This window comes from Halomicrobium sp. IBSBa (genome assembly GCF_017612575.1).
GTDB lineage: Archaea > Halobacteriota > Halobacteria > Halobacteriales > Haloarculaceae > Halomicrobium.
Map to the genome: position 1 here is coordinate 1002833 of NZ_JADPQC010000001.1, position 22294 is coordinate 1025126.

24 protein-coding genes are annotated in these 22294 nt (G+C 67.5%); 15 read left to right on the forward strand and 9 right to left on the reverse strand.

Translation table 11 applies throughout. The features are described 5' to 3' along the window. Positions 1–35 precede the first annotated feature (35 nt). From IL252_RS05115 to IL252_RS05135, 5 genes are all read left to right on the forward strand, one after another. Positions 36–707 (forward strand): hypothetical protein, encoded by a 672-nt coding sequence (locus IL252_RS05115; RefSeq protein ID WP_170092512.1) that lies wholly within the window; start codon positions 36–38, stop codon positions 705–707. 121 nt (positions 708–828) lie between these two features. Continuing rightward, positions 829–1257 carry a universal stress protein gene (locus IL252_RS05120; RefSeq protein WP_208627128.1) on the forward strand — a complete coding sequence of 143 codons (429 nt, stop codon included), beginning with the start codon at positions 829–831 and terminating at the stop codon, positions 1255–1257. Further along, positions 1254–3491 (forward strand): amino acid permease, encoded by a 2238-nt coding sequence (locus tag IL252_RS05125; protein ID WP_208627129.1) that lies wholly within the window; start codon positions 1254–1256, stop codon positions 3489–3491. The genes IL252_RS05120 and IL252_RS05125 overlap by 4 nt, the downstream gene beginning before the upstream one ends. A 455-nt stretch (positions 3492–3946) precedes the next feature. After that, complete coding sequence (locus tag IL252_RS05130; protein WP_208627130.1) at positions 3947–4852, forward strand: serine/threonine-protein kinase RIO2; 906 nt, start codon at positions 3947–3949, stop codon at positions 4850–4852. 396 nt (positions 4853–5248) lie between these two features. Further along, on the forward strand, positions 5249–6193 hold the full coding sequence (locus tag IL252_RS05135; RefSeq protein WP_208627131.1) for an NAD(P)-dependent oxidoreductase: 945 nt from the start codon (positions 5249–5251) through the stop codon (positions 6191–6193). 16 nt (positions 6194–6209) lie between these two features. On the opposite strand, the gene IL252_RS05140 is transcribed toward IL252_RS05135, so the two are convergent. From IL252_RS05140 to IL252_RS05160, 5 genes are all read right to left on the reverse strand, one after another. Then, positions 6210–7094: a DUF4350 domain-containing protein gene (locus IL252_RS05140; protein WP_208627132.1), complete on the reverse strand. Its 885-nt coding sequence runs from the start codon at positions 7092–7094 to the stop codon at positions 6210–6212. After that, positions 7081–8004: a S49 family peptidase gene (locus tag IL252_RS05145; RefSeq protein WP_170092516.1), complete on the reverse strand. Its 924-nt coding sequence runs from the start codon at positions 8002–8004 to the stop codon at positions 7081–7083. The genes IL252_RS05140 and IL252_RS05145 overlap by 14 nt, the downstream gene beginning before the upstream one ends. A gap of 51 nt (positions 8005–8055) precedes the next feature. Further along, positions 8056–9021 carry a C-terminal binding protein gene (locus IL252_RS05150; protein WP_208627133.1) on the reverse strand — a complete coding sequence of 322 codons (966 nt, stop codon included), beginning with the start codon at positions 9019–9021 and terminating at the stop codon, positions 8056–8058. A gap of 146 nt (positions 9022–9167) precedes the next feature. Further along, a complete protein-coding gene (locus IL252_RS05155) occupies positions 9168–10499 on the reverse strand; it encodes an Hvo_1808 family surface protein (RefSeq protein WP_208627134.1) in 1332 nt (443 codons plus the stop codon). After that, positions 10492–11946 carry an Hvo_1808 family surface protein gene (locus tag IL252_RS05160; RefSeq protein WP_208627135.1) on the reverse strand — a complete coding sequence of 485 codons (1455 nt, stop codon included), beginning with the start codon at positions 11944–11946 and terminating at the stop codon, positions 10492–10494. The genes IL252_RS05155 and IL252_RS05160 overlap by 8 nt, the downstream gene beginning before the upstream one ends. 84 nt (positions 11947–12030) lie before the next feature. On the opposite strand from IL252_RS05160, the gene IL252_RS05165 reads away from it, so the two are divergent. Continuing rightward, positions 12031–12603, forward strand: coding sequence for a cysteine hydrolase family protein (locus IL252_RS05165; protein ID WP_208627136.1), 573 nt, complete (start codon positions 12031–12033; stop codon positions 12601–12603). On the opposite strand, the gene IL252_RS05170 is transcribed toward IL252_RS05165, so the two are convergent. Then, entirely contained in the window at positions 12604–13446 is an 843-nt protein-coding gene (locus IL252_RS05170; protein WP_208627378.1) for a hypothetical protein, read from the reverse strand. It lies immediately after the preceding gene. A 193-nt stretch (positions 13447–13639) separates the two neighbouring features. Here IL252_RS05170 and IL252_RS05175 point away from each other — a divergent pair, with 193 nt between their 5' ends. Continuing rightward, positions 13640–14341: a lipoate--protein ligase family protein gene (locus IL252_RS05175; protein WP_208627137.1), complete on the forward strand. Its 702-nt coding sequence runs from the start codon at positions 13640–13642 to the stop codon at positions 14339–14341. A gap of 24 nt (positions 14342–14365) precedes the next feature. Continuing rightward, positions 14366–15634, forward strand: a complete 1269-nt coding sequence (locus IL252_RS05180) for a dihydroorotase (protein WP_208627138.1) — start codon at positions 14366–14368, stop codon at positions 15632–15634. 244 nt (positions 15635–15878) lie between these two features. On the opposite strand, the gene IL252_RS05185 is transcribed toward IL252_RS05180, so the two are convergent. Beyond that, positions 15879–16541 (reverse strand): DUF5806 family protein, encoded by a 663-nt coding sequence (locus IL252_RS05185; protein ID WP_208627139.1) that lies wholly within the window; start codon positions 16539–16541, stop codon positions 15879–15881. A 135-nt stretch (positions 16542–16676) separates the two neighbouring features. Here IL252_RS05185 and IL252_RS05190 point away from each other — a divergent pair, with 135 nt between their 5' ends. After that, the gene (locus tag IL252_RS05190; RefSeq protein ID WP_208627140.1) at positions 16677–17045 is read left to right on the forward strand and encodes a universal stress protein; all 369 of its coding nucleotides are present in this window, start codon (positions 16677–16679) and stop codon (positions 17043–17045) included. Beyond that, a complete protein-coding gene (locus IL252_RS05195; RefSeq protein ID WP_208627141.1) occupies positions 17042–17566 on the forward strand; it encodes a GNAT family N-acetyltransferase in 525 nt (174 codons plus the stop codon). The genes IL252_RS05190 and IL252_RS05195 overlap by 4 nt, the downstream gene beginning before the upstream one ends. 6 nt (positions 17567–17572) lie before the next feature. Here the strand turns inward: IL252_RS05195 and IL252_RS05200 are convergent, their stop codons facing one another. Then, positions 17573–18019 carry a universal stress protein gene (locus IL252_RS05200; protein ID WP_153554379.1) on the reverse strand — a complete coding sequence of 149 codons (447 nt, stop codon included), beginning with the start codon at positions 18017–18019 and terminating at the stop codon, positions 17573–17575. A 67-nt stretch (positions 18020–18086) separates the two neighbouring features. On the opposite strand from IL252_RS05200, the gene IL252_RS05205 reads away from it, so the two are divergent. The 4 genes from IL252_RS05205 to IL252_RS05220 all read left to right on the forward strand — a co-directional run bounded on the left by IL252_RS05205 (position 18087) and on the right by IL252_RS05220 (position 21550). Continuing rightward, positions 18087–18548 (forward strand): universal stress protein, encoded by a 462-nt coding sequence (locus tag IL252_RS05205; protein WP_208627142.1) that lies wholly within the window; start codon positions 18087–18089, stop codon positions 18546–18548. A gap of 5 nt (positions 18549–18553) precedes the next feature. Then, positions 18554–19585, forward strand: a complete 1032-nt coding sequence (locus IL252_RS05210) for a hypothetical protein (RefSeq protein ID WP_208627143.1) — start codon at positions 18554–18556, stop codon at positions 19583–19585. Positions 19586–19723: 138 nt separating this feature from the next. Further along, positions 19724–20806: a DHH family phosphoesterase gene (locus IL252_RS05215; RefSeq protein ID WP_208627144.1), complete on the forward strand. Its 1083-nt coding sequence runs from the start codon at positions 19724–19726 to the stop codon at positions 20804–20806. Positions 20807–21094: 288 nt separating this feature from the next. After that, positions 21095–21550, forward strand: coding sequence for a hypothetical protein (locus IL252_RS05220; protein ID WP_208627145.1), 456 nt, complete (start codon positions 21095–21097; stop codon positions 21548–21550). 7 nt (positions 21551–21557) lie between these two features. Here the strand turns inward: IL252_RS05220 and IL252_RS05225 are convergent, their stop codons facing one another. Further along, positions 21558–21989: a DUF5807 family protein gene (locus tag IL252_RS05225; RefSeq protein ID WP_170092535.1), complete on the reverse strand. Its 432-nt coding sequence runs from the start codon at positions 21987–21989 to the stop codon at positions 21558–21560. A gap of 90 nt (positions 21990–22079) precedes the next feature. On the opposite strand from IL252_RS05225, the gene IL252_RS05230 reads away from it, so the two are divergent. Further along, positions 22080–22256, forward strand: a complete 177-nt coding sequence (locus tag IL252_RS05230) for a hypothetical protein (protein WP_208627146.1) — start codon at positions 22080–22082, stop codon at positions 22254–22256. The last annotated feature ends 38 nt before the right edge of the window (positions 22257–22294 follow it).

A 22294-nucleotide genomic window follows, 5' to 3' on the forward strand; every position in this document is an offset into this window, starting at 1 on the left:
GACGGGGACATGGGGCCGGAGTGCGTTGTCGGCGTATGGACGAGCGGTCGAGTCGCTTTCGGGTCTATCGGGTCGTCGAGGCGGTCCCCCACGTCAACCTCTTCGACACCGACGGGACGCGACTCTACACGACCTACCAGCAGGGATACGGGGAACGACAGCCCGCGATCGACGGGCTCGAAACGGGCGACCTGATCGAGGGGACGGTCGCCGGAGATCCCACGGACGAGGAGGAGGCCTGGACGCTGCGCGAGTTCGACCGGGTCGGCGGCGTCGACATGGGGTTCGCTACCGACGTGGAACTCCCCGAGATCGCCAGAGAGACCTGGGACGAACAGACCAGTGGCCCGGCACACAGCGTGATCGAAGCGGACGGCCAGCCGGTCGGGGAGTGCTGGGTCCAGCCCCGGGCTCCGCTGCCGGGCGGGAGTTTCGTCCCGTCGGTCCTGGCCGGGCTGCTCCCGATGGAACCGAAGCTGACGACCGTCGCGAGCGCCGACGCGCCGACGACCGACGCCGTCTTCCTCGACCCCGATCCGGTCGACGCCGCGTCGTTCAGCCAGCCCTACGGCGTCTTGCTCCTGTTCTCCGAGCGCGCGGACGAGACGCGCCGTCGCTACCGCGAGCGGTTCGACTGCCCGCGCGGCGTCGACAGTCGTCCCGACTACGATCCCTACGAACTCTCTTCGGGCGGCTTCGGCCCGTAGCCGGCCCCCAGCGTCGAGTCGCGTTCGCTGCCACGCGACGCCGGCAAGGAAGTGAATCAGAGCACTTTAGCTGAAACCGGTAGATACACACACGTTACGGAGAAACGTTGTACGCACCCCTATGAACAGTACCGCCGACGGAGATATTCTTGCACACGCACTGCTTCCAGTCGCTACCGAGGACGACGCGCTGGCGACTGCGAGAGCGCTCGAACCGTACGATCCGAAACAGGTGACCGCTCTCCACGTCGTCGAGAAAGGTGGTGGTGTCCCGGACAAATCACCGGTCGAACAGTCCGAAGAGTTGGCCCAAGACTCGTACGCTGCCGTCCGATCGATCTTTCCCGACGCCGACGACCACACCGCCTACGGGCGGGACGTGGCAGCGGAGATCTTCGCGGCCGCCGACGAGGTCGATGCCAGCGCGATCGCGTATCGGTCCCGTGGTGGGAACCGACTCATGCAGTTCCTCTCGGGAGATCTCTCCCTGAAGCTGGTGACCGATGCGAACCGACCGGTCATCGCTCTGCCCCGCGAGAAAGAAACATGAGCGAGGAAGAACTCGCCAAAGACCTCGGGCCGCTTGCCGCCCTGACAATCGGTGTCGGCACCATGATCGGCGCAGGGATCTTCGTGCTGCCCGGGGAAGCCATTCTCAAGGCCGGGTCGCTCGCGTCGGTCGCCTTCATTTTGGGTGGGATCATCGCCATGTTCACGGCGCTGTCTGCCAGCGAACTCGGAACTGCGATGCCCAAATCCGGCGGGGCCTACTACTACGTCAACCACGCGCTCGGGCCGATGTTCGGTTCGGTCGCCGGCTGGGCGAACTGGCTCGGACTGGCCTTCGCCAGCGCGTTCTACATGGTCGGCTTCGGCCGGTATATCGCCCGCATCTTCGGACTCTCCGGCAGCGTCGGTGTCGGTCCGTTCTCGATTACCGTCGTCAAGCTCGTCGCGCTCGTCGGCGGGGCCTTCTTCATCCTGATCAACTACGTCGGTGCCAAGGAGACCGGCAGGCTACAGAACGTCATCGTCGTCTTGCTTATCGGTATCCTCACCGTGTTCACGTTTCTGGGGACGCTCCGGGCCGAGCCGTCGAATCTCCCGGCCGCTACCGACGTGGTCACCACACTGGAGACGACGGGTCTCATCTTCGTCTCGTATCTCGGCTTCGTCCAGATCACGAGTGTGGCCGAGGAGATCAAAGATCCCGGGAAGAACCTGCCGCGGGCAGTTATCGGCAGCGTCGTCATCGTGACCGTCATCTACGCCCTCGTGTTGGTGATTATGAGCGCGGCCGTCCCTCAAGGGTTCATCGCGGACATCATCAGTTCCGACGCCGAGAATCCCATCGCCGTCGTCGAGGTCGGCGACTACATTCAGGGTGCCGTGATGGGGGGCGCACTGCTGTTCGGTGGTTTGCTCGCGACCGCCTCCAGTGCGAACGCCTCGATCCTCGCGTCCTCGCGCATCAACTTCGCGATGGGACGTGACAGAATCGTCACGCCGGCCCTCAACGAGATTCACTCACGGTATGGCACCCCCTACAGGGCGATCAGCATCACTGGGGGCCTCATTCTCCTGTTCATCGTGATCGGAGACATAACGCTCCTGTCTGGTGCCGCGTCGGGGCTCCACCTCATCATCTACGGGCTACTGAATCTCGCACTCATCGTGATGCGCTACGTGAACCCAGAGGAGTACACGCCAGATTTCGTGGTGCCGCTGTACCCTCTCTTGCCGATCCTCGGTGCCGTCCTCTCTTTCGCGTTGCTGGTGTTCGTCGCCGGGGACGCACTGTTGCTCTCCTTTGGCATCGCCGCCGCGGCTGTGCTGTGGTACGGAGTCTACGCCCGCTCGCGGACCGAAAAGCAGGGAATCCTCTCGAAGCACATCATTTCACGCTCCGAAGAGATGCCCGACGCGGCAGTCAGCGCCGCCGTCGGCGTCCAGCCCGACGGCGGACAGTACCGCGTGATGGTGCCGCTGGCAAATCCCGAGAACGAACAGGAACTGATCACGCTCGCGAGCGCCATCGCCAAACAGCGCGGTGGCTCCGTACTCGCGACCCACATCGTGACCGTTCCCAGCCAGACGGCGCTTGGGGCCGCTGCCGACCGGTCCGACGAGATCGACGAAACGTCCGAGCAACTGCTCGCAAAGGCTCGGGAAGACGCCGAGACGTTCGGCGTCGACGTCGAGACGAACACGATCATCTCGCACAAGTCCTACGAAGCTATCTTCGATGCCGCTCGCTCGCACAGCGCCGACCTCGTCGTGATGGGGTGGGGTCCGGACGCACACGGTTCGCCGGGACGCGCCGAGTCGGCCATGGACGAACTCACCGAGGCCGTCCCCTGTGACTTCCTGGTCTTCCGTGATCGCGGGTTCGATCCGTCGAAGATCCTCCTCCCGACGGCGGGTGGCCCGGACTCCGAGCTGTCGGCCGCCGTCGCGAAGTTGCTGCAGTCGGAGTACGGCTCGGAAGTGACCCTGCTCAACGTCGACGACGATCGCGAGGCTGGCGAGCAGTTCCTTCAGGAGTGGGCGGTCGAACACGGACTGGAGGACGCCAACCGACAGGTCAAATCCGGAGACATCGAGACGGCGATCCGCAACGCTGCCGACGACGCGACGCTCCTGCTCGTCGGTGCGACCGAGGAAGGGCTCCTGCGTCGACTCGTCTCGCAGTCGCTCGTGCTGGACGTCGTCGACGACGTGGAGTGCTCGGTGCTACTCGCCGAGAAACACCGCGACCGAGGATTACTCGATCGGCTGTTCTAGGCGGGCATCGGCGTTCAGCGGATTTTTCGGACATCGAACGTCGACTCGGGTGACCGAAACGGAGAGTGTCCGTTCACGAGCCATCGAGCGTCATGGGTCACGGGCCGCGAGCGTGGTTGGAGCGTCAGTCACTTCGGGACGGCCAGCACGACGGGACCCGACATGGCGTCGACAGAGTGGCCGAGAGAGACGGGACTTGGCCGAAAGCCGTTCAGAAGTGATCTCCTTGAACCAACACTATAGTAACGATTGAAACGATTTACACACCGATCGCACTGCTGTCGTGCGATCGGGTGTGCATCGATTTTCAATGGCGACGATAGTCGTCGAGTTCTCAGACTGTCGGGTGTCACTGGGTCCATCGCGGCGAGATTCTGTATAGCGTTATCTGATTTACTGGCGACGGCACGCCAGACGCGCCGAACTTATACGAGTCGGGCGACTACGGCCCGCTAATGGTCCAAACCGTCGCACGCGAGATGGCAGATCTCGAACCCGAGGACTTCCATCTCCTCTCGGGCGTCGAGCAAGGGATGCGCTTCTCGGAGTACGTCGACCGCGAGAAGCTCCCGCAGTTCTCGCGGCTGACGGCCGAAGACGTCGACTACCGGCTGGACCGCTGTGAAGACCGCGGGTTCCTGGAGCGCAAGACCATGCAGTACGAGGGATTCAAGCTCACGTTCGAGGGGTACGACGCCCTCGCGCTGCACGCGCTGGTCGAACGGGGGACCATCGAGGGATTCGGTGCCCCCCTCGGAGTCGGCAAAGAGAGCGACGTGTTCGAAGTCCGCTCGTACAAGCCCATGGCCCTGAAGTTCCACCGCGAGGGGTACACCCAGTTCCGAGAAGTCAACAAGGAGCGGGAGTACACCGCCGACCGCGATCACGTCTCCTGGCAGTACACCGCCCGAAAGGCCGCCGAGCGCGAGTACGACGCACTGGAGACGCTGTACCCGGAGGTTCGGGTCCCCCAACCCATCGACACCAACCGCCACGCGATCGTCATGGAGAAGATCGACGGCGTCGAGCTCTCCCGGACGAAGCTCGACGACCAGCAGGTACGGCCCGTCCTGGAGTTGATCCTCACGGAGATGGGGACGGCCTACGACGCCGGGTACGTCCACGCGGACATGAGCGAGTACAACGTGTTCGTCGGCTCCGACGGCATCACGATCTTCGACTGGCCCCAGGCCGTGCCCACCGACCACGCGAACGCCGACGAGTTGCTGGCCCGCGACGTGGAGAACATCCTCGGGTACTTCCAGCGGAAGTACCCCCGGTTCGTCGACGACGTCGAGATCGACACCGTCACCGAGGCGTTGCTCGCCGGCGAGTTCGAGTCGCTGTCGAACCACGACTGATACTGCCGGCTGTCACTTCGTGACGAGCTTCGCCACCCCGGGTGGCGAAATCAGTCACAGACGTACAGCCGGTAGTATGAGACGGACGGTTGGAGACGTGTACCCAGATCTCCAGCGTTCCGTATGAGACGGCGGTGATCGTCTCCCCCGTGGCGACGATCGCCGGTCAGCACCTACGAGATCCGTGTAAGACTGTCAGCAGCACTGTTTCGAGGGAGTCTCGACTGTCGCGAGTGACGCCACAGATCGGGGGTCACAGTCCCACATGACCGGGAACGTCCCGAGCAGCGGGTGAGGGAATCGGCCCGTGTAAATCATATATCGCTATACCAAATCTTCCGTCGGTGCCGAACAGAGATAGACAGAACCATATTCGATCCAGTCGAGAGCGGCCGTATGAAAGTGTTCGTCGCCGGTGCGACCGGTGATCTGGGCAAGCGACTGGTCGAGCAGTTCGTCGCACGCGGCCACACCGTGGTCGGACTGACCCGAGACGAGCGGGGCGACGAGATCGTGCGGGATCGTGGCGGGGAGCCCCACCGCGGAGATCTGTTCGACGTGGCGTCGCTGGTCGAGGGGGCCAGAGGTGCAGACGTGGTGATCCACGCCGCGACCGCGATCCCGACGGCGACGAAACCGAGCGCGGAAGACTGGGAACGGAACGATCGGCTCCGGCGTGGGGGCGTCGAGAACCTCACCACCGCAGCCACGCGCGTCGGCGCGGACCAGTACGTCCAGCAGAGCGTCGTCTGGGTCGCCCGTCGGCCCGACGGCTCGCCGTTCGACGAGTCCGCACCGCGAAACACCGACCGCACGACCGAATCGGCCGCCGACGCGGAGCGCATCACAGAGACTGCGGCTGAGGAGGGGCCGTTCGACGCCACGATCCTCCGGTGTGGGTGGTTTTACGCCGCCGACTCCGAGCAGACGACGACGATCGCCGAGAACCTCGAAACCGGCGACATGCCGATCGTCGGCGGTGGATTGCTCGGACGGAGCGACGCCGTCGTCTCACCAATACACGTAGACGACGCCGCGAGCGCGTTCGTCGCAGCCGCACAGGAGGGCGTCGAGGGGACCTACCACGTCGTCGACGACCAGCCGGTGACGGTAGCCGACTTTCTCGAAACGTTCGCAGCGTATCTCGACGCCGACGAGCCCAGTCGGATTCCTGGCTGGCTCGCCCGGCTGTTCGTGGGCAAAGACAACGTCCGGTTTTTCACGAGCTCCATGCCCACGTCGAACGCGGCCTTCCACGAGGCAACCGGCTGGAAACCCGAATACCCGACGTACGAAGACGGGCTCGCTGCCGTCGCCGCCGGTGTCGACAGAGAGCGATAGACACCGTGGACGGCCGCTACCGCGAGCCCGACACCAGGAACTCGAGCAGGTTCCCGACCAGCACCTCGTTGTCGGCGGTGTAGGCGTAGTCCGTGCCGAGCAGCGAGCGATCGCCCAGCGCGACGGCGTTGCCCTGGCGAGCGAGCACGGAGTAGCGGGCCTGCCGGCGAGTCGTCGAGAGTCTGGTCGACTCGTTGGTGACCAGCAGTGGAGAGCCACCGACGACCGGCCGGGCGGTGTAGGTCGTGACGCGGTCGACGCCGTCGGTCAGGGCCGTCTCGCCGGCCGGCGTCGCGTAGACGGCTCGGTGGTTCGTGTCGTACTCGGCGAGGTCGTAGAGGTAACCGCTGTCGAACCCGAGCCCGAAGGCCCCGGCGAGGTTGGTCATCGGGGTCGACGCGGTGGCCCCGCGAGCGGCCTGTCGCGGGGGTTCGTTGACCAGCAAGACGCGACCACCGTCGTCGGCGAAGGCCGCGATTCGACGCCGCTCGCTCGTGTCGTACTGGTCGTCGGGGGCGATCACCACGAACGCGTCGGCGCTCGAAAGCGTCTCGTCGAGCGACTGCTGGCTGGCCATCCGGTCGGTGTAGAACTGCACGTCGTGGCCGGCCTCGGTCAGCGCCGTGACCAGCGGACTGATCTCCTCGGGCGAGACGCTGTTGTTGTGGCTCTGGTCGATCACGACCGTCTTCTGGGTCCCACTGGCGTCCAGTTCGATCTCGCCGGTCTCGGCCGACTCGTCGGCCAGGATCGCCTCGGGCTGGTGACTGTCGACGGTCAGCGGGGCGGTCTCGTTGCCCTCGACCGGGACGGGGATCGACCCGAGCCCGGTCAGGGTGGCGACGACCAGGAGCACGGCGACGAAGACGCCACCCTTGAGCGCCGCGTCACGCAGCTCCACTGGCACGCACCTCCCGAGCAGACGTGTTGAGGTCGCCCCAGAGCATCAGGTACTGGGGGCGTTCGATGCCACGCGTCGTCAACAGCGACGCGCGGTCGACCTGTCCGGCGTCGGTGCTGTTGGCCTCCGACCCGAGCAGCAAAGAGAGCACGCCGGGGGTCGTCGAGCGGTACACTACCTCGTAGGAGTCGAGGCCCGCCTTCTCCGCCGCGGCGGCGATGGCCGTCTCCAGCCCGCCGATCTCGTCGACGAGTCCGTTGTCGACGGCGGCCGCGCCGGAGTACACCTTCGCGTTCGTCAGCTCCGTCCGGGACAGGGCGAGTCGGTCGCCGCGTTCGGCGTACACCGAATCGACGAACGAGCGCTTGAGCGTCTCGACCTGGCCACGGATGTCGTCACCGGTGAGTCCGCCGGCCTTGTCGGGACCGGTCGTCACGGACCGGGGGACCCCGTCGGGCTGGGGGATCAGGGCGCGCACCCCGACACTCCCGACCAGTCCGCCCGGCGTCGCGTAGATCTCGTCGCTGGGCAGCGCCGTGTAGTACGCACCCGAGGCCGCGACGCCCCGGACGCTCGTGACGACCGGTTTCTCGCGGGCGAGTCGCTTGACCGCCCGGTACTGTGCTTCACTCGCCGCGACGCTCCCACCGCCGCTGTCGATGCGCAGGACCACGGCGTCGATCGAATCGTCCTTCCGGAGCGTTCGGAGTTGCCGGGTCACCTCGTCGGCGGTCGGGCCACTGATCGGTCCCTGGATGGTCACCGCGGCGATCGTTCCCTCGTCGTCGCTCTGGAACAGCGCCGACGAGACGGCGGGGCCGACCGTGGCACCGATCAGGAGGGCGACGACGATGATGACCGTGTAGGAGGTCAACAGCGTCTTGACGTGTTTGTCGATCGGATTCGCCATTCGCTAGGGTCGTTGGCGTGCTCGGATAAAAAGCCACGACGACGAGGACGATCAGAGCCAGTCGAGGTCGGGGTCGATGCGGTTGGGCGGCGTCTCGCCGTCCAGCGCGGCCGCGACGTTGCGAGCGACGGTCTCGTTGAGCTCCTCGCGGGCCTCGACGGAGTACCAGCCGGCGTGTGGCGTCAGGAGACAGTTGTCGAGCGCGCGCAGCGGGCTGTCGTCGGCCGGGGGCTCGCGGCGGGACACGTCGAGGCCGGCGGCACCGATCTCGCCGTCGGCGAGTGCGTCGGCCAGCGCCGCCTCGTCGATCAGACCGCCACGGGCCGTGTTGACGACGATCGCGTGGTCCTGCATGGCCCCGAGCGCGTCGGCGTCGATCAGTCCCTCGGTCTCGTCGGTCAGAGGCGCGTGCAGGGAGACGTGATCGGCCCGCGCGAGCAGTTCCTCGAAGGAGACCTGCTCGACGCCGGCCTCGGCCATCTCCTCGGAGTCGACGTAGGGATCGTACGCGATCACGTCGAGGTCGAACCCGCGAACGCGCTCGCGGAGTCGGCGTGCGATCGGGCCGAAGGAGACGAGCCCGAGCGTCGTGTCGGGGAACCGGTGGACCGGCCGCCCCTCCTCCCAGGCCCACCCGCCGGCCGCGGTCGCGCGGTCGTACTCGGCGATCTTTCGCACGCAGTCCAACAGGAGCGCCAGTCCGTGGGTCGCGACCTCGTCGGTGCAGTACTCCGGGACGTTCGTGACGACCACGTCGTGTTCGGCCGCGGCCTTCACGTCGACGTTCTCGAAGCCGACGCCCGCGCGGGCGACGATCTGGAGTGCCGGCAGTTGCTCGAAGACGCTCGCAGGCACCGGCGTGTTCACGTCGACCACCAGCGCCGCGGCGTCGCTGCCGGCCGCGACGATCGCGCGCTCGTCGGGCAGCGGTTCGGTTCGGATCGTCGCGTCGGGCAACGCCCCGGCGATCACGTCGGGATCGAGCATCGGATCGTCGCTGACGAGGATTTCGCTCATAGGGGCACTGAGGCCGAAGCAAGCTAAAAAACCCCGATCGCGTTCCGGGAGTGCGATAACGTCCGGTGGTGAGTGTGACTGGCGAGTCGTAAATCAGTGGACGCGATATCGAATCGCGGGTCGGGCGCGTCCCCAGAGAGACGGCGCTACGACGGCCGGTCGTGTACGTCGTCGAGATCGTCGACCGTCGGAGCGTTGACGATGCGGACCCGACTTCCAGCGCGGGTCACGCGGAAGGCGTCCCCGAAGGCGTCGGCGTCGGGAACCCGGTAGACGGTCTCGCTCGGTCGCGTCGCGCCCTTGTCGTCGAGAATCGACGTGTAAGCCGTCTCGAACTCCCTGGCGTCGCCCGGCGAGTCCCACTCGATGGTCCAGACGTAGCCGTAGCCACCAGAGCCGTTGCGGTAGGGGACGATCGAGTCCCCGCCCCAGCCCTCGGAGGCGTCGCTGCGGTATCGGAACCACTGCTCGGGTTCGACGGCGTCGTTGGTGTACAGCATCGCGAAGATCGAGGCCTCCCCGGCGGTGTCGGCGACGGGGTCGTGGTCGAACCGCTCCCACTCGTCGCTGCTGCGGTCGGGAACGGTCACGTTCACCGGCTCCTCGTCGGGGTACCGGTCCGGGTGGATCACCTGCTCGGTGCTGTCGGGCGGGTTCTCGTACAGTCGTTCGACGCCGTCCCAGCGGTTCCGGCCGTACTGCTGGTCGATCAGTCCCGGCCCGGTCGCGTAGGGCTGGTAGATCGTCACGAAGACGCCGTCGGTCGGCGCGCCGCCGCTGGAGCTGTCGCCGCTGGCGTCGCCGCCGGGCGCAGAGAGACACTGCCAGCGGTTCTCACAGCGGTCCTCGTAGGTCCACTGGACGTAGTTGGCCTCGCCCTCGGTGACGCTTTGCTGGGCGAGCTGGCGGTCCTGGGTCTCCGGAGACGACTCCAGGTTGTCGTACTGGTCTTGCAAGGCGTGGACCAGTTCGTGAGACAGCGTCGAGCGGTCGATGGTCGGCGTCGGCGAGTCGCTGACGATCGTGATGTTGTCCGAGGCCGGACTGTAGTACCCCTGGACCGAAGAGTTGTAGGTCTCACCCATGGCCTCGCTGGTGCCCGAGTCCTCGCCGACCAGCAGCAGTGCTTCCCACACCTGATCGTTCCAGAGATCGTCGGGGCCGGTCCCGCCGGGACCACGCGACTGGTTGCGGTACTCGGCGCGGCTGATCACCTCGACGCTGACGTTGCCGTCGAACTCCCGGTCGCGGATCCGCTCGACGCGGGCCTTGCTCCGGGCCAGGACCGCCGCCCGTTCGCTGGCGTTGAGGCCGTCCTCGGTGGTCACCGACACGCTGTCGTCGTACCAGTAGCCGTCTTCCCAGCCGATCGGGTCCTCGTCGGCCGGACGGTCACGGTCGGCGGGGTTCAGATCGTTCACGGCTCCGAGACAGCCCGCGAGGACGACTAGCACGGCGAGGGCTGCGACCCTACGCATCGTGGACCGCCTCCAGTGTCGCCGCGTCGGGCGCGTTGACGACCGTCACCGTCGCGCCGGAGCGGTCGATCCTGACGGCGTCGGTGAAGGGACTGTCCTCGCCGATCGTCCAGACGTTCTCGCCGGTTTCCTCGCCGCCCCAGTGGCGGACGACCGCGCTCCAGGTGTCGGCGAACTCGGCGGCCTCGCTCTCGTTGGTCCAGCGGGTCCGCCAGACGTAGCCCGATCGGTCGCCGTTCTCGTAGACGGACAGTTTGCCGCCGGCCCAGCCGCGGGCGGCCGGCACGTCGTAGTTGTAGGGGTCGTTCCCGTCGATCTCGCTGCCCTCGAAGTTGAGCACGTCGTCGGCCGCCACCACACTGGCGTCCTCGTAGTCGTCGGTGACGGTGTAGGCAAGCGACGCCGCGATGGCGGACTGGCCGACGACGGCGTAGTCGGCGCGTCCCGGCGGTCGGACCCGCTCCCATTCGTCGTTGCTGCGGTCCGGCAGGGAGACGGTCGCCGGTTCCCACTCGGGGTACTGTTCGGGGTAGATCACTTCCGTCGCACCGTCGGGCTTGTCCGCGAACGCGGCGTCGACGGCCGCCCAGCCGCCGGCCTCGTACCGGTGCTCGACGAAGCCGGGACCGTCGCTGTAGGGGAAGAACTGGAGGAAGTTCAGTCCGAAGTGACTGTCACCACCGCCGCTCTGGGTGCTGTCGGCCGAGTCGAGACAGGACCAGATCTCGCCACAGTTGGCGGTGTAGCGCCGTTCGACCAAGGAGGCGTCGCCCTCGACGAGTCCGTTGCGGCCCTGATAGGCGTCGCGGGTCGTCACGGTCCCGTTGGTCAGGTCGAACTGCTGGTCTTGCAGGGCGTGGACCAGTTCGTGGGCGAGCGTCGCCTCGCCGTCGAGCTGTGGCGTCTCGCTGTCGGCGACGATGACGATTTCGTCCCGGACCGGGCTGTAGTAACCGAGCACGCTCTGGCTCAGCGCGGCGTTCTGTGCCTCCAGCGCGTCCCTGTCCTCGCCGATCAGGAACAGCGCCTCGAACTTGCCGTTGTCGAAGCGCGCGCTCGTCGCGTTGGCCGCGGCGGTAGAGCGGTTCTGGTACGTCGACCGGTCGATCACGCTGACCGGGACCGTCTCGTCGAACTCGCGTTCTCGGACCCACTCGACGCGGGCCATCGAGCGGGCGACGACGGCCTCGCGTTCGCTCTCGTTGAGGCCGTCGCTGTTGGTCACGTCCAGCGATTCGTTGTGCCAGTAGCCGTTCTCCCAGCCGAGCCGGTCGGTCTCGGGATCGGGCAAAGCGTCCGCAGCGTCCGCAGAGGCGGGCGTGGCCGTCGGCTCGGGGGCGTCGGTCCCCGTCGTCTCGTTGACGGGGGACGCCGCCGACGGGCCGGCCGACGGAGCCTGACAGCCAGCCAGAACGAGCAGCGCAGCGAGCAGGGCGGCGCGATACATGTACCGGAGGCAAGGGCCGCGGCGTGAAAAATGACGCGCAGTACGGGCCACAACGCTTTGGGCCGGCCGGTCGTAGCTCTCGCCATGGAGTTCGAACCAGCACGAACCGCACTCGTCGTCGTCGACATGCAAAACGGCTTCTGTCACCCGGACGGGACGCTGTACGCGCCCGACAGCGAGGCGGCCATCGAGCCCTGCCGGGAGCTGATCGAGCGCGCACGCGAGGCCGGTGCCAGCGTCGTCTTCACCCGCGACGTACACCCGCCCGAACAGTTCGAAGACGCACACTACTACGACGAGTTCGACCGCTGGGGCGAGCACGTCGTCGAGGGGTCCTGGGAGACACGGCTGGTCGAACAGCTCGAACCCGCCGAAGACGACCTCGTCGTCGTCAAACACACCTACGACGCATTCTACGAGACCCAGCTTGAGGGGTGGCTCGACGCTCACGGGATCGACGATCTCGTCATCTGTGGGACGCTCGCGAACGTCTGCGTGTTGCACACGGCCTCCAGCGCCGGCCTGCGCGACTTCCGCCCGGTGCTGGTCGAAGACGCCATCGGCGCGATCGAGGACGACCACCGCGAGTACGCACTGGAGCACGCAGACTGGCTGTTCGGCGAGGTGACCGAGCGCGGCGAGATCTCCTTCGCGTGATCACCGGAACGCGACGGTCACGTCCTCGCCCTCTCGGAGGTCGACGCCGTCGCCGACGAGTTTGACGCCGAACCGGTCGCGGGCACAGAACAGCGCCAGCCCGGTGATCGGGTCGCCGTTTGCAAGCACCGTCACGTCGTCCCACGCGACCGTTCGGCCGGTCGCAGTCCCGACCGGCGCGCCGGCCACGGAGACCGCCGTCCGGGCGTCCGCGGACGGCGCGGACCCGAGCAGTCCGCCCGCGTCGTAGTGGGCCAGCCCCCCGTCGACGACGCCCGCGGTTCCGTCCTCGGAGCCGCCGTTGGCCAGCCCGACGAACCGTTCGCCGGGCGCTGGGTGGGCCGGTGCGTCGAGTCGAGCCCACGTCGCCCCCGTGTCGACGACGGTGCCGGTGCCGTCCCAGGGGAGTGGCTCGATCTCGACGGCAACGGCGAGAGGCTCCGAGCCGTCTGCCCGGTAGGGGTTGGCCTCGTGGTCGCGGTACTCCAGGTGGACGTGATCGGGCACCCACGGCGCGAAAAAGCCCGCTCGCACCGTCTCGCCAAGCGGATCGCCGACGCCCACCTCGTCGCCGGGCGCGACGGACGGCTCCACGTGCAGCAGGCGAGCCATCCACTCGCCCGTGTCGATCAGGAGGAGATAATCGTGCTCGGCGGCGTAGGGCTGGGGCGGCGCGCGCACCTGCTTCGTCTCGACGACGGTGCCCGCGACCGGCGACGGTGCGACCGCGCCGGAGGGGTAGAGATCGATCGCGCGGCCGTCGTCGTGGGCCACGAACGGGGAGTTGTACAGCGAGAAGCGGTGGTACCGCGCGAGCACGTCCGACGACAGCGTGACGACCATCACCAGCCAGTTGGCCGGGATCGACATGTGTCTGTCGCCGAGGTTGAAGTGGGAAGGCGAGCCAGCGGTGCCCGTGATCTAAGCGCCGCCGCGGCGGGTGCAGCGAGAGCGCGACACGCCCCGCCGCGAGCAGTGAGTGTCGCCTGCTCGCCAGCGCCCGGAGAGTTATTTCCGTCCAGCCCCTCTGAGCGGTATGCGCGTACTGCGTGGGCGGGCCGCCGACCACGAGAGCGACCACGAGCGAACGCGCCGACTGACCGCGGCCGTCGCCGAGAGCGAAGAGCCGGCGCTGCGCGTCTGGCAGCCCCACAGACAGGTCGCGTTCGGCCGCCGTGACGCCCGCGAGGACGGGTACGAGCGCGCCCGCCGCATCGCCCGCGAGCGGGGGTACGCAGTCCTCGAACGCGCGGTCGGCGGGCGAGCGGTCGCGTACACCGGTCAGACCGTCGCCGTCGCGTTCGCGAGACCGATCACCGACGAACGGACCGGCATTCGACAGCGGTACGCCGCCGCCAGCGACCGGTTCCGGGAGGCCCTCGACACGCTCGGCGTCGACGCCAGCGAAGGAGAGCCGCCGGAATCGTTCTGTCCCGGCTCTCACTCCCTGCAAGCGGCGGGGAAGGTCGTCGGCATCGCCCAGCGGGTCCGCCAGCGCGTCGCCGTCGTCGCGGCGATCGTCCTCGTCGCCGACCACCGCGAGGTCGCCGACGTGCTCGCGCCGGTCTACGACGCGCTCGACGTGGCGTTCGATCCGGACAGCGTCGGCAGCGTCGCCCGTGCAGGCGGACCGAGCGAGCCGGCCACGGTGATCGACGCCGTCGTCGAGACGTTCGCGGACGGCCACGACACCACCGTCGAGCGCGTGGACCCAGCGAGCGGACTCCGAGACACTTAGGGACGGCCACAGCGCAGAGTGGGTATGCTCATTCGGAACGCGACGCTCGCGGACGGACGGACTCGAGACGTGCGCGTCCGCGGAGAGACGATCGACGCCGTGGGCGAGGATCTCGACCCGGCGGACGAAGACACCGTCGACGCGGCGGACAGACTGCTCTTGCCCGGAGCGATCGACGCCCACGTCCACTTCCGCCAGCCAGGCTACGGCCACAAGGAGACCTGGGCCAGCGGTTCGCGGTCGGCCGCGGCCGGCGGCGTCACGACCGTCGTCGACCAGCCGAACACGGAGCCGCCGACAGTCGACGGGGCGGCCTTCGATCAGAAGGTCGAACTTGCCGGCGAGTCGCTCGTCGACTTCGGCATCAACGGCGGCGTCACGGACGACTGGGAGCCCGCGGAACTGCTGGAGCGGCCCCTGTTCGCACTCGGGGAGGTCTTCCTCGCGGACTCGACCGGCGACATGGGGATCGACGCCGACCTGTTCGAGGACGCACTGGTCGCGGCGGCCCAGCGGGACGTGACCGTCACCGTCCACGCCGAGGACGCCTCGCTGTTCAACCGGGCGGCGAGAGATCGCGACGACGCCGACGCCTGGAGCGCGTTCCGCACCGCCCGCGCGGAAGCCGCCGCCGTCGAGCGGGCCTGCGAGGTCGCGACCGAACACGACGCACGGATCCACATCGCCCACACCTCTACGCCGGAGGGGATCGACACCGCGAGCGACGCCGGGATGACGACCGAGGTCACGCCACATCACCTCCTGCTCTCGCGGTCGGACCTCGACGAACTGGGCACGCAGGGCCGGATGAATCCGCCGCTGCGCAGCGAGAAACGCCGCCGAGCGGTGTACGACCGCGTCGTCGACGGCACCGTCGACATGATCGCGACGGACCACGCGCCCCACACCCGCGAGGAAAAAGACGCCTCGATCTGGGACGCCCCCTCCGGGGTGCCCGGCGTCGAGACGATGCTCCCGCTCTTGCTGGCCGAGGCCCGCACCGGCGACCTGACCTACGAGCGCGTCCGGGACCTCGTCGCCGCGAACCCCGCCGACGTGTTCGATCTGTCTGACAAGGGCCGGATCGAGGCGGGCAACGACGCCGACCTCGTGCTGGTCGACACCGACGACGTGCGCGAGATCACCGGCGAAGGGCTCCACTCGAGCTGCGGGTGGACGCCATTCGAGGGCTTCGAGGGCGTCTTCCCGAAGTGGACGATGGTCCGTGGCACCGTCGTCTACGACAGCGCAGAAGACACCTTCTGGGACCAGCAGGGCGAGAACGTTCGCTGATCAGACCCCGCGTTCGCGTGCTCGTTCGAGTCGCCGCTCGGGGACCGGACGACGCCGTAGACACGCGAGAGCACAGGATACTCATACTACCGGCTGTACATCTGTGAACGATCTCGCCACCCCGAGGTGGCGAAGATTTCACGAAGTGACAGCCGGCAGTATCAGCCCGACGAGGCAGTCCAACAGGAGGAGCGTGCTGACGGGCTCGGCCGAGAGCGACCGGATCGACCAAAAGCGTCGTCGGCTACTCCTCGCCGTCGAGATCGTGACCGCAGTGAGGACACTCGTCGTGGCGCAAGGCCGTGGAGTGTTCCCGAACGTCGCGCATTACCTCCGAGATCTGGTCCTCGGTTTCCAGTTCCTCCTCGACGCTCAGCTCGACGCCCTCGACTTCCAGGAGGAACTTCGCGACCTCGGTGGCCTCGTACATCACGTCGTCCAGTTCCTCGGCGGTGAAGAAGTCACACATCGCGCCGTAGAGGAAGGTCGCGCCGGCCTTGCGGACCTTCTCCTCGAAGGACGCACGGGCCTGGTTGACGGCCTGTGGCGAGTAGGTGTCGGTCATGAACGGGACCAATTCGGGGAGGTTCTCGCCGATTTTGGTCATCTCGACGCCGGTCTCGGTCCGGAAGTCCGCACAGAGGCGGGCGATCGCCCACTCGCGGGCGGTGACGTAGGTCCGTTCCCGCAGGAACTCGTTGGCCCGGTCGTAGGTCCCGCCGTCGATCTTCTTGAATCGATCGTACTTGCGTACGTCGGCCGGTACGTCCGTCTCGTCGGAGACGCCGTCGCCAGCGTCGAGGGACTCGTCGGCGGGTTCGTCCTCGTCCGGGTCCGACTCGATCGACGACGGCCCGGCTCGTGAGCGTTGTTCGTCGGTCTCATCGGGGGACGCGCCGTCTGTCATGCCCCACCCTCTGTTCCGGCGGTGAAAAAGTCTGCCGGCGTCCGTCCGGACCGCCTGGAGCCGAAGCCGACGCCGAGCCAGGCATCGCCACCGCGGGGAGGTGGCTTTTTCACGAGTGCCCGCATTGGCCCGTCTATGCACGTCCTACTCGGTGTCGGGGGCAGCGATCTCTCCTATCAGGCCCTCGACGAGACGATCGAGCGCGCACGCGAGGCCGGCGACGAGGTGACCGTCGCCGTCTTCGACGGCCACGAGACAGACGCGAGCGAAGGCGAGGTCGAAGAACGAGTCCGCGAGCGACTCGACGAGACCGGCTTCGAGGCCCAGATCCGACGGCTCAGCGGCGATCCGGGCAGTCGACTGGTCGACGTCGCCGAGAGCGAGGGCTTCGACCGGATCGTCCTCGGCAGCGGCGAGCGGTCGACGCTTGGCAAGATCCAGCTCGGTTCGATCGCCGAGTTCGTCCTGTTGAACGCACAGACCCCGGTGACGCTGATCCGATGACGCGGCGCTATCCAGACGAGCCGGCCGGCACGTTCCCGGCACCGCCGCGCCAGGTCACCGACCGCGAGGACCGATCGATCCAGTTGCGGTGTGCAGACGGGACCGACCGGACGGCGCTGATCGAGATGTACAAGCAGTTCGATCCAGCCGACCGCGCCCAGGGCATCCCGCCGGCCCGCGAGACGGCCATCGAGCGGTGGCTGGAGAACATCCTCGATACGGACCGGTACAACGTCGTCGCGAGCCACGAGGGCGATCTGGTCGGCCACGCGACGCTGGTCCCCGACGAGGACGACGGGTACGAGCTTGCGATTTTCGTCCTCTCGGCGTACCAGGGTGCAGGAATCGGGACCGAACTCGTAGAGACGCTGCTGGGACACGGCCAGTCCGAGGGGATCGAACAGGTCTGGCTCACCGTCGAACGGTGGAACGACCCCGCGATCGCGCTCTACCGGAAGGTCGGCTTCGAAACGTCGAACAGCGAGCGTTTCGAGCAAGAGATGTCGATCCGGCTCGCTTGACCTACCCTAGACCGAGAGCACGGGTTGGCTGGCGTACTCGATGACGTACAGCGCGGCGCGGCCGATCGCGTCCACGGAGTCCTCACTGCCCGGCTCGCGGGGGACGACGATGAAGTCGGCGTCGAGGTCTTCTGCCACGTCGAGGATCACGCTCCCGGGCGACTGTCGGAGCCGCGTCGGCGAGAAGCCGGCGGCAGTCGAGTGGTTCAGCCCGGCGTCGTGGCCGCGTTCCTCGAGCCGTGACTGCATCTCCGCGGCGAAGGCCTGATGCTGGTCGGCGATCGCGTCTGCGTCGACCTCGTCGGCCTCGATCGCGCGGATCAGCGTCTCGTCGAGGACGAACAGCAGGTGGATCTCGGCGTCGTAGGCGTCGGCGATCGCCAGCGCGTACTCGACGGCCGCCTCGGACTGGTTGGAGCCGTCCACCGGCGCGAGCACGAGGTCGATGTCCATATCGACAGGTGCCACCGGACCAGCAAAAAGCCCGCGGCTTTTTGACGCCCCCCGCGGTAGTAGAGGTATGTTCGACACCGTCGTCATCGCGACGGACGGCTCCGCAACGGCCGAGCGGGCCGTCACCGCCGCGCTCGACCTCGCCGGCCAGTTCGACGCGATCGTCCACGCGCTGTACGTCGTCGACTCGGGAGAGGTCGCCGGCTCTCCGGAGGCCGTCCGACAGGACTTCGAGCAGGCGCTCGCGACCACTGGCGGCAAGGCGCTGACGTTCGTCCGTGAAACCGCCGAGACGGTCGATCCCGACGAGGAAGACGCCGTCGTCACGGCCGTCCGAGAGGGCGATCCCGCCAAGGAGATCTGCCACTACGCCGAAGAGATCGACGCCGACGTGATCGCGACCGGGACCCGGGGCCGCCACGGCGAACACGGCTACCTGCTGGGCAGCGTCGCCGAGGGGGTCGTCCGCCACGCCGAAATGCCCGTGCTGACCGTCAGACAGCTCGAAGAAGCGGCGACGGAACTGTAGACCGGATGCCTTCCACAACTCGCAGAGCACTCCTCGCGACAGTCGCGACCGGCACGGTCGGTGCCGTCGCCGGCTGTCAGTCACTCACCGACGACCGGGCGTCGCTCGGACGGCCCAGCGTCACCGGCCTCTCGACGGCGACGCTGTGGGTCGGCGACGACGTGTCGCTCCCGCCGTCGACGACCGTCGAGACGGTTTCCGATCCGACCGACGCCGACCTCGCCGTGTACCCCGCCGTCGACGGGAGTGTCGACGCCGCGATCGAGGCCCTCGCCGCCGACGTGCCGGTCGCCGTCGCCGGCGACGACGCACTGGGAACACTGCTGGCGATCTGTGACGGTGCCGACCGCCCTTACGGGTTCGCCAGCAACGGGTGGAACTCCCGGACCGACGTTGCCGGCGTGGTGCCGTCGTCTGGCGCGCTCGATACACACGTCTTCGTCACGGCCGACTATCCCGACGACCTCCCGTGGGCGCTCGGCGAACTCCGCCAGCCGCCGAGCTACGAGCGTACGGTGCCGATCGAACACGTCCCGCTCCCGGAGAACGTCCGAAGACTGGGAACCGCACGCGTCCGGGGGTACAACGGCGGCGGCGAGTTCGACCGTCGCGATCGGGTTCTCGTTGCACCGGGTGGCGATCCGACGCCAGTGTTCGTCGACATCGAGGCGACGATCGTCGCGGGGCGTCGCGGCGGGCCGGGTGGTCCGTACCGTACCGACCGCGTCGAGACGGTCGCTCACTTCGATCAGCGGTTCACTGACGTGGGTCCCAGCGGCCAGACGACCGACGCCCTGCGCGTTCAGAACGTGAGCGACGCCACGGAGAACGCCGCCAACACCGTATTCACTCCCCGGAACAGCGAGACAAGATCGTCGTTTACCGCCGGCCAGCGTGCTCGAGTGGTCCTCGACGATCTCTCGGAACCGTTCCGCTACACGGGTAACGTCCGCTTTCGCTGGATCGATCCCCAACTGCTGGAGGACGACGCGTTCGTCCATCACACGCCCGGATCGGCGGTGTGGTACCCTCGTTGAAACCGAACGCTGCGCCGCGTGCTCGTTCGACCGCACGGCAGTGTGGGGTCGATCCGGAGTCTACGACGTTCCGTGTGCCGGAGACCGCGACGTTTCACGAACCGGACCCTTCATTGGCCAGCAGTTGCTGAACGCGGTATGGACGACTGGCTCATCGACGACGAGCGGCTCTCGCTAGAACGGAAATCGATCCTCCCGGGGGAGGGGTTCTTCCTCCCGGACTCGATCGAAGAGGAAGAGCAGGAACGCGAGGCCGCCGAGCGGATGGCGTCCTCGGAGGTCGTCGTCATCGCCGACCCGGACGCCGACGGGCTGGCCTGCGTCGCGCTCGTTCGCGAGGCGCTGGGCGAGGGATCGCTGGTCCCGGCCGGGCCCCACGAACTCGACGAAGCGCTGTCCTGGGCCGCCGAGTACGTCGAGGCCGACGCCACGCTGGTGATCTGTGATCTCTGTCCCGACAGCGAGAGCGATATCGCCGCCCTCGGCGACCTGACCGCTCGCGTCGACGACGTTCGCTGGTACGACCACCACCAGTGGGACGACGACCTCGGCGCGGCGGTCGACGACAGCGGCGTCGACCGCACCGTCGGCGACTCCGACGAGGTCTGTACCGCCGACGTGGCCCTCGCACAGCTGGAGTACGACTTCGACGACCGCTTCGCCGAACTGGCCGCCGTCACGCGAGACCACGACCTCTGGATCCGCGACGACGAGCGCAGCGACGACCTCGCGGACCTCTCCTACTGGCTCGAACCCGAGGAGTACATCGAGGTCGTCCTGGAACACGGCCCGGACCTCTCGCCGGAGTGGCACGAGTACCTCGCCGAGAAGCGCGTCGAGAAGGAGGCCCTCATCGAGAAGGCCGTCGAGCGCGCCCAGCTGCGCGACGTGGGCGAGTGGACGGTCGGCGTCACCTACGGCCGCTGCTCTCAGAACGAGGTCGCCGAGGAACTGCGAGAACAGGGAGCCGACGCCGCCGTCATCGTCAAGCCCGCCGGCTCCGCCTCGATCCGCGGCACCGAGACCTTCGAACGCTGCCACGAGGTCGCCGCCCAGGTCAACGGCGGCGGCCACCCCCGTGCCGCGGGGTGCAAGCCCGACGTGTACGAGGACATGCTCGACTACGCCAACCACTGGAGTACGCGGGGCGCGGTGGCGAAACAGGCCATCGTCGACGCGTTCAAGCGACTGCCCGAGGAGCCTGAAGCGGCTGGAGAGTAGCGTACCGCGAGCGACGCGAGCGGTTTCTCCGGACCGAGCGGAGCGAGGGGCGGCCTTTTTCACCCATGTTTTTGCGCGAGTGGTCGCGAGCGGAGCGAGCGAACCCGAAGCGGAAAAAGATGGACGCCCACCACTGGAGTACGCGGGGCGCGGTGGCGAAACAGGCCATCGTCGACGCGTTCAAGCGACTGCCCGAGGAGCCTGAAGCGGTGGGGAGTAGCGTACGACGAGTAAAACGACGCCGACAACGGTTAGTTTGAAGCGACCGGCGAACGGACTGACGATAGCATGTCGCCTGCCCTCCCCACGTGGCTCCCGGACCGCCGCGATATTTCCTATGAGTTCGTGACCGCTGTCATCGTCGGCACGACGCTGTACGTCTTCGACGGATCGTTCGGATACGCAGTTGCTGGCGGTGCCGGATTTCTGGTGCTCCGGCTCCTGACCGACATCGCAGAGAACGCCGTCGGCGACTACGCCGACAACGCCTTATACGGCCTGCTCGTCCTCGCCGGAACTGCCTACGCCGCCGCCCCGACGACACCGTTGTGGCTCGTCGCTACCGGCGCAGTTCTGGGCGGGTGGTTCCTCGCAGACGGCGTCCAGCACCTCCGGCACGGTGTCACGCGAGCGGCGGTCGGAACGCCGTACACACACGAGGGCAGTGCCCTCACCGGACTCCCGAAGGCGCTCGCGGCGCGGCTCGCGGAGCCGATATTGCTCGAAACGCGCGACCAGCAGTAGGGCGGCGCTACTCGCCGACGACCCACTTCTCGGAGTACTTCTCGCCGCAGGGACAGACCGCGTAGGCGTGAATCACGTCCCCCTCCTCGTAGATGCCGCCGACCTCCTCGTTCTGCGCTTCGGCGAAGGCGAAGACGAACTTGGCGGTGTGGTTCTGGTCGGGCTCTTCGTCCTCGTTCGGGCAGACGCCGCCGGTCAGGTCGTCGGCGATCTCGCCGTCGGTGGCCATCGCCTCGCGGGCCAGCCCCATCGGGTCGATCCCCGTCGCCGACTGGAAGGCACTCCGACCCTGATCGCCGTCGATGACCAGCACCATCCCGTCTTCGACCTGTTCGGCGTACTCCGTGAGGGCGTCGGCGTTGCCGACCGCGTCCTCGTGGAGGAAGAAGGCCACGTCCTCGACGCGCTCGCCGGCCAGAAACTCGGTTCGCTTGCTCATACACGGTGTGTGACCGCTTGCGGGGAAAAGCCTCGCGGCTCGCGTCCGGAAACGACAGCACCTTTTGTGTCACCGCTGGCACCACTGTGCATGGAACTCGGACTGGTCTTTGGCTTCCTCGGCCTCGTCGTCGCGTCGTACATCGGAACGACGCTGGCGCTACGGAGATACTTCGACGCGGTGTCGTTCGAAGTGGTCCAGCGGCGGGAGGCGCGGGAGCGTCGCGAGAGCGAGTCGGGAACGGACGGCTCGTCGGCCGAGGACTGATGCGGAGGGCAGCCACAGTAGGAGCTGAAGTGATACTA

Excerpts from the sequence above, each read along its gene's own strand:
- IL252_RS05115 (WP_170092512.1), top strand. The coding sequence starts at position 36 with ATGGACGAGCGGTCGAGTCGCTTTCGGGTCTATCGGGTCGTCGAGGCG.
- IL252_RS05120 (WP_208627128.1), top strand. The coding sequence starts at position 829 with ATGAACAGTACCGCCGACGGAGATATTCTTGCACACGCACTGCTTCCA.
- IL252_RS05125 (WP_208627129.1), top strand. The coding sequence starts at position 1,254 with ATGAGCGAGGAAGAACTCGCCAAAGACCTCGGGCCGCTTGCCGCCCTG.
- IL252_RS05130 (WP_208627130.1), top strand. The coding sequence starts at position 3,947 with ATGGTCCAAACCGTCGCACGCGAGATGGCAGATCTCGAACCCGAGGAC.
- IL252_RS05135 (WP_208627131.1), top strand. The coding sequence starts at position 5,249 with ATGAAAGTGTTCGTCGCCGGTGCGACCGGTGATCTGGGCAAGCGACTG.
- IL252_RS05145 (WP_170092516.1), bottom strand. The coding sequence starts at position 8,004 with ATGGCGAATCCGATCGACAAACACGTCAAGACGCTGTTGACCTCCTAC.
- IL252_RS05150 (WP_208627133.1), bottom strand. The coding sequence starts at position 9,021 with ATGAGCGAAATCCTCGTCAGCGACGATCCGATGCTCGATCCCGACGTG.
- IL252_RS05155 (WP_208627134.1), bottom strand. The coding sequence starts at position 10,499 with ATGCGTAGGGTCGCAGCCCTCGCCGTGCTAGTCGTCCTCGCGGGCTGT.
- IL252_RS05160 (WP_208627135.1), bottom strand. The coding sequence starts at position 11,946 with ATGTATCGCGCCGCCCTGCTCGCTGCGCTGCTCGTTCTGGCTGGCTGT.
- IL252_RS05165 (WP_208627136.1), top strand. The coding sequence starts at position 12,031 with ATGGAGTTCGAACCAGCACGAACCGCACTCGTCGTCGTCGACATGCAA.
- IL252_RS05170 (WP_208627378.1), bottom strand. The coding sequence starts at position 13,446 with ATGGTCGTCACGCTGTCGTCGGACGTGCTCGCGCGGTACCACCGCTTC.
- IL252_RS05175 (WP_208627137.1), top strand. The coding sequence starts at position 13,640 with ATGCGCGTACTGCGTGGGCGGGCCGCCGACCACGAGAGCGACCACGAG.
- IL252_RS05180 (WP_208627138.1), top strand. The coding sequence starts at position 14,366 with ATGCTCATTCGGAACGCGACGCTCGCGGACGGACGGACTCGAGACGTG.
- IL252_RS05185 (WP_208627139.1), bottom strand. The coding sequence starts at position 16,541 with ATGACAGACGGCGCGTCCCCCGATGAGACCGACGAACAACGCTCACGA.
- IL252_RS05190 (WP_208627140.1), top strand. The coding sequence starts at position 16,677 with ATGCACGTCCTACTCGGTGTCGGGGGCAGCGATCTCTCCTATCAGGCC.
- IL252_RS05195 (WP_208627141.1), top strand. The coding sequence starts at position 17,042 with ATGACGCGGCGCTATCCAGACGAGCCGGCCGGCACGTTCCCGGCACCG.
- IL252_RS05200 (WP_153554379.1), bottom strand. The coding sequence starts at position 18,019 with ATGGACATCGACCTCGTGCTCGCGCCGGTGGACGGCTCCAACCAGTCC.
- IL252_RS05205 (WP_208627142.1), top strand. The coding sequence starts at position 18,087 with ATGTTCGACACCGTCGTCATCGCGACGGACGGCTCCGCAACGGCCGAG.
- IL252_RS05210 (WP_208627143.1), top strand. The coding sequence starts at position 18,554 with ATGCCTTCCACAACTCGCAGAGCACTCCTCGCGACAGTCGCGACCGGC.
- IL252_RS05215 (WP_208627144.1), top strand. The coding sequence starts at position 19,724 with ATGGACGACTGGCTCATCGACGACGAGCGGCTCTCGCTAGAACGGAAA.
- IL252_RS05220 (WP_208627145.1), top strand. The coding sequence starts at position 21,095 with ATGTCGCCTGCCCTCCCCACGTGGCTCCCGGACCGCCGCGATATTTCC.
- IL252_RS05225 (WP_170092535.1), bottom strand. The coding sequence starts at position 21,989 with ATGAGCAAGCGAACCGAGTTTCTGGCCGGCGAGCGCGTCGAGGACGTG.
- IL252_RS05230 (WP_208627146.1), top strand. The coding sequence starts at position 22,080 with ATGGAACTCGGACTGGTCTTTGGCTTCCTCGGCCTCGTCGTCGCGTCG.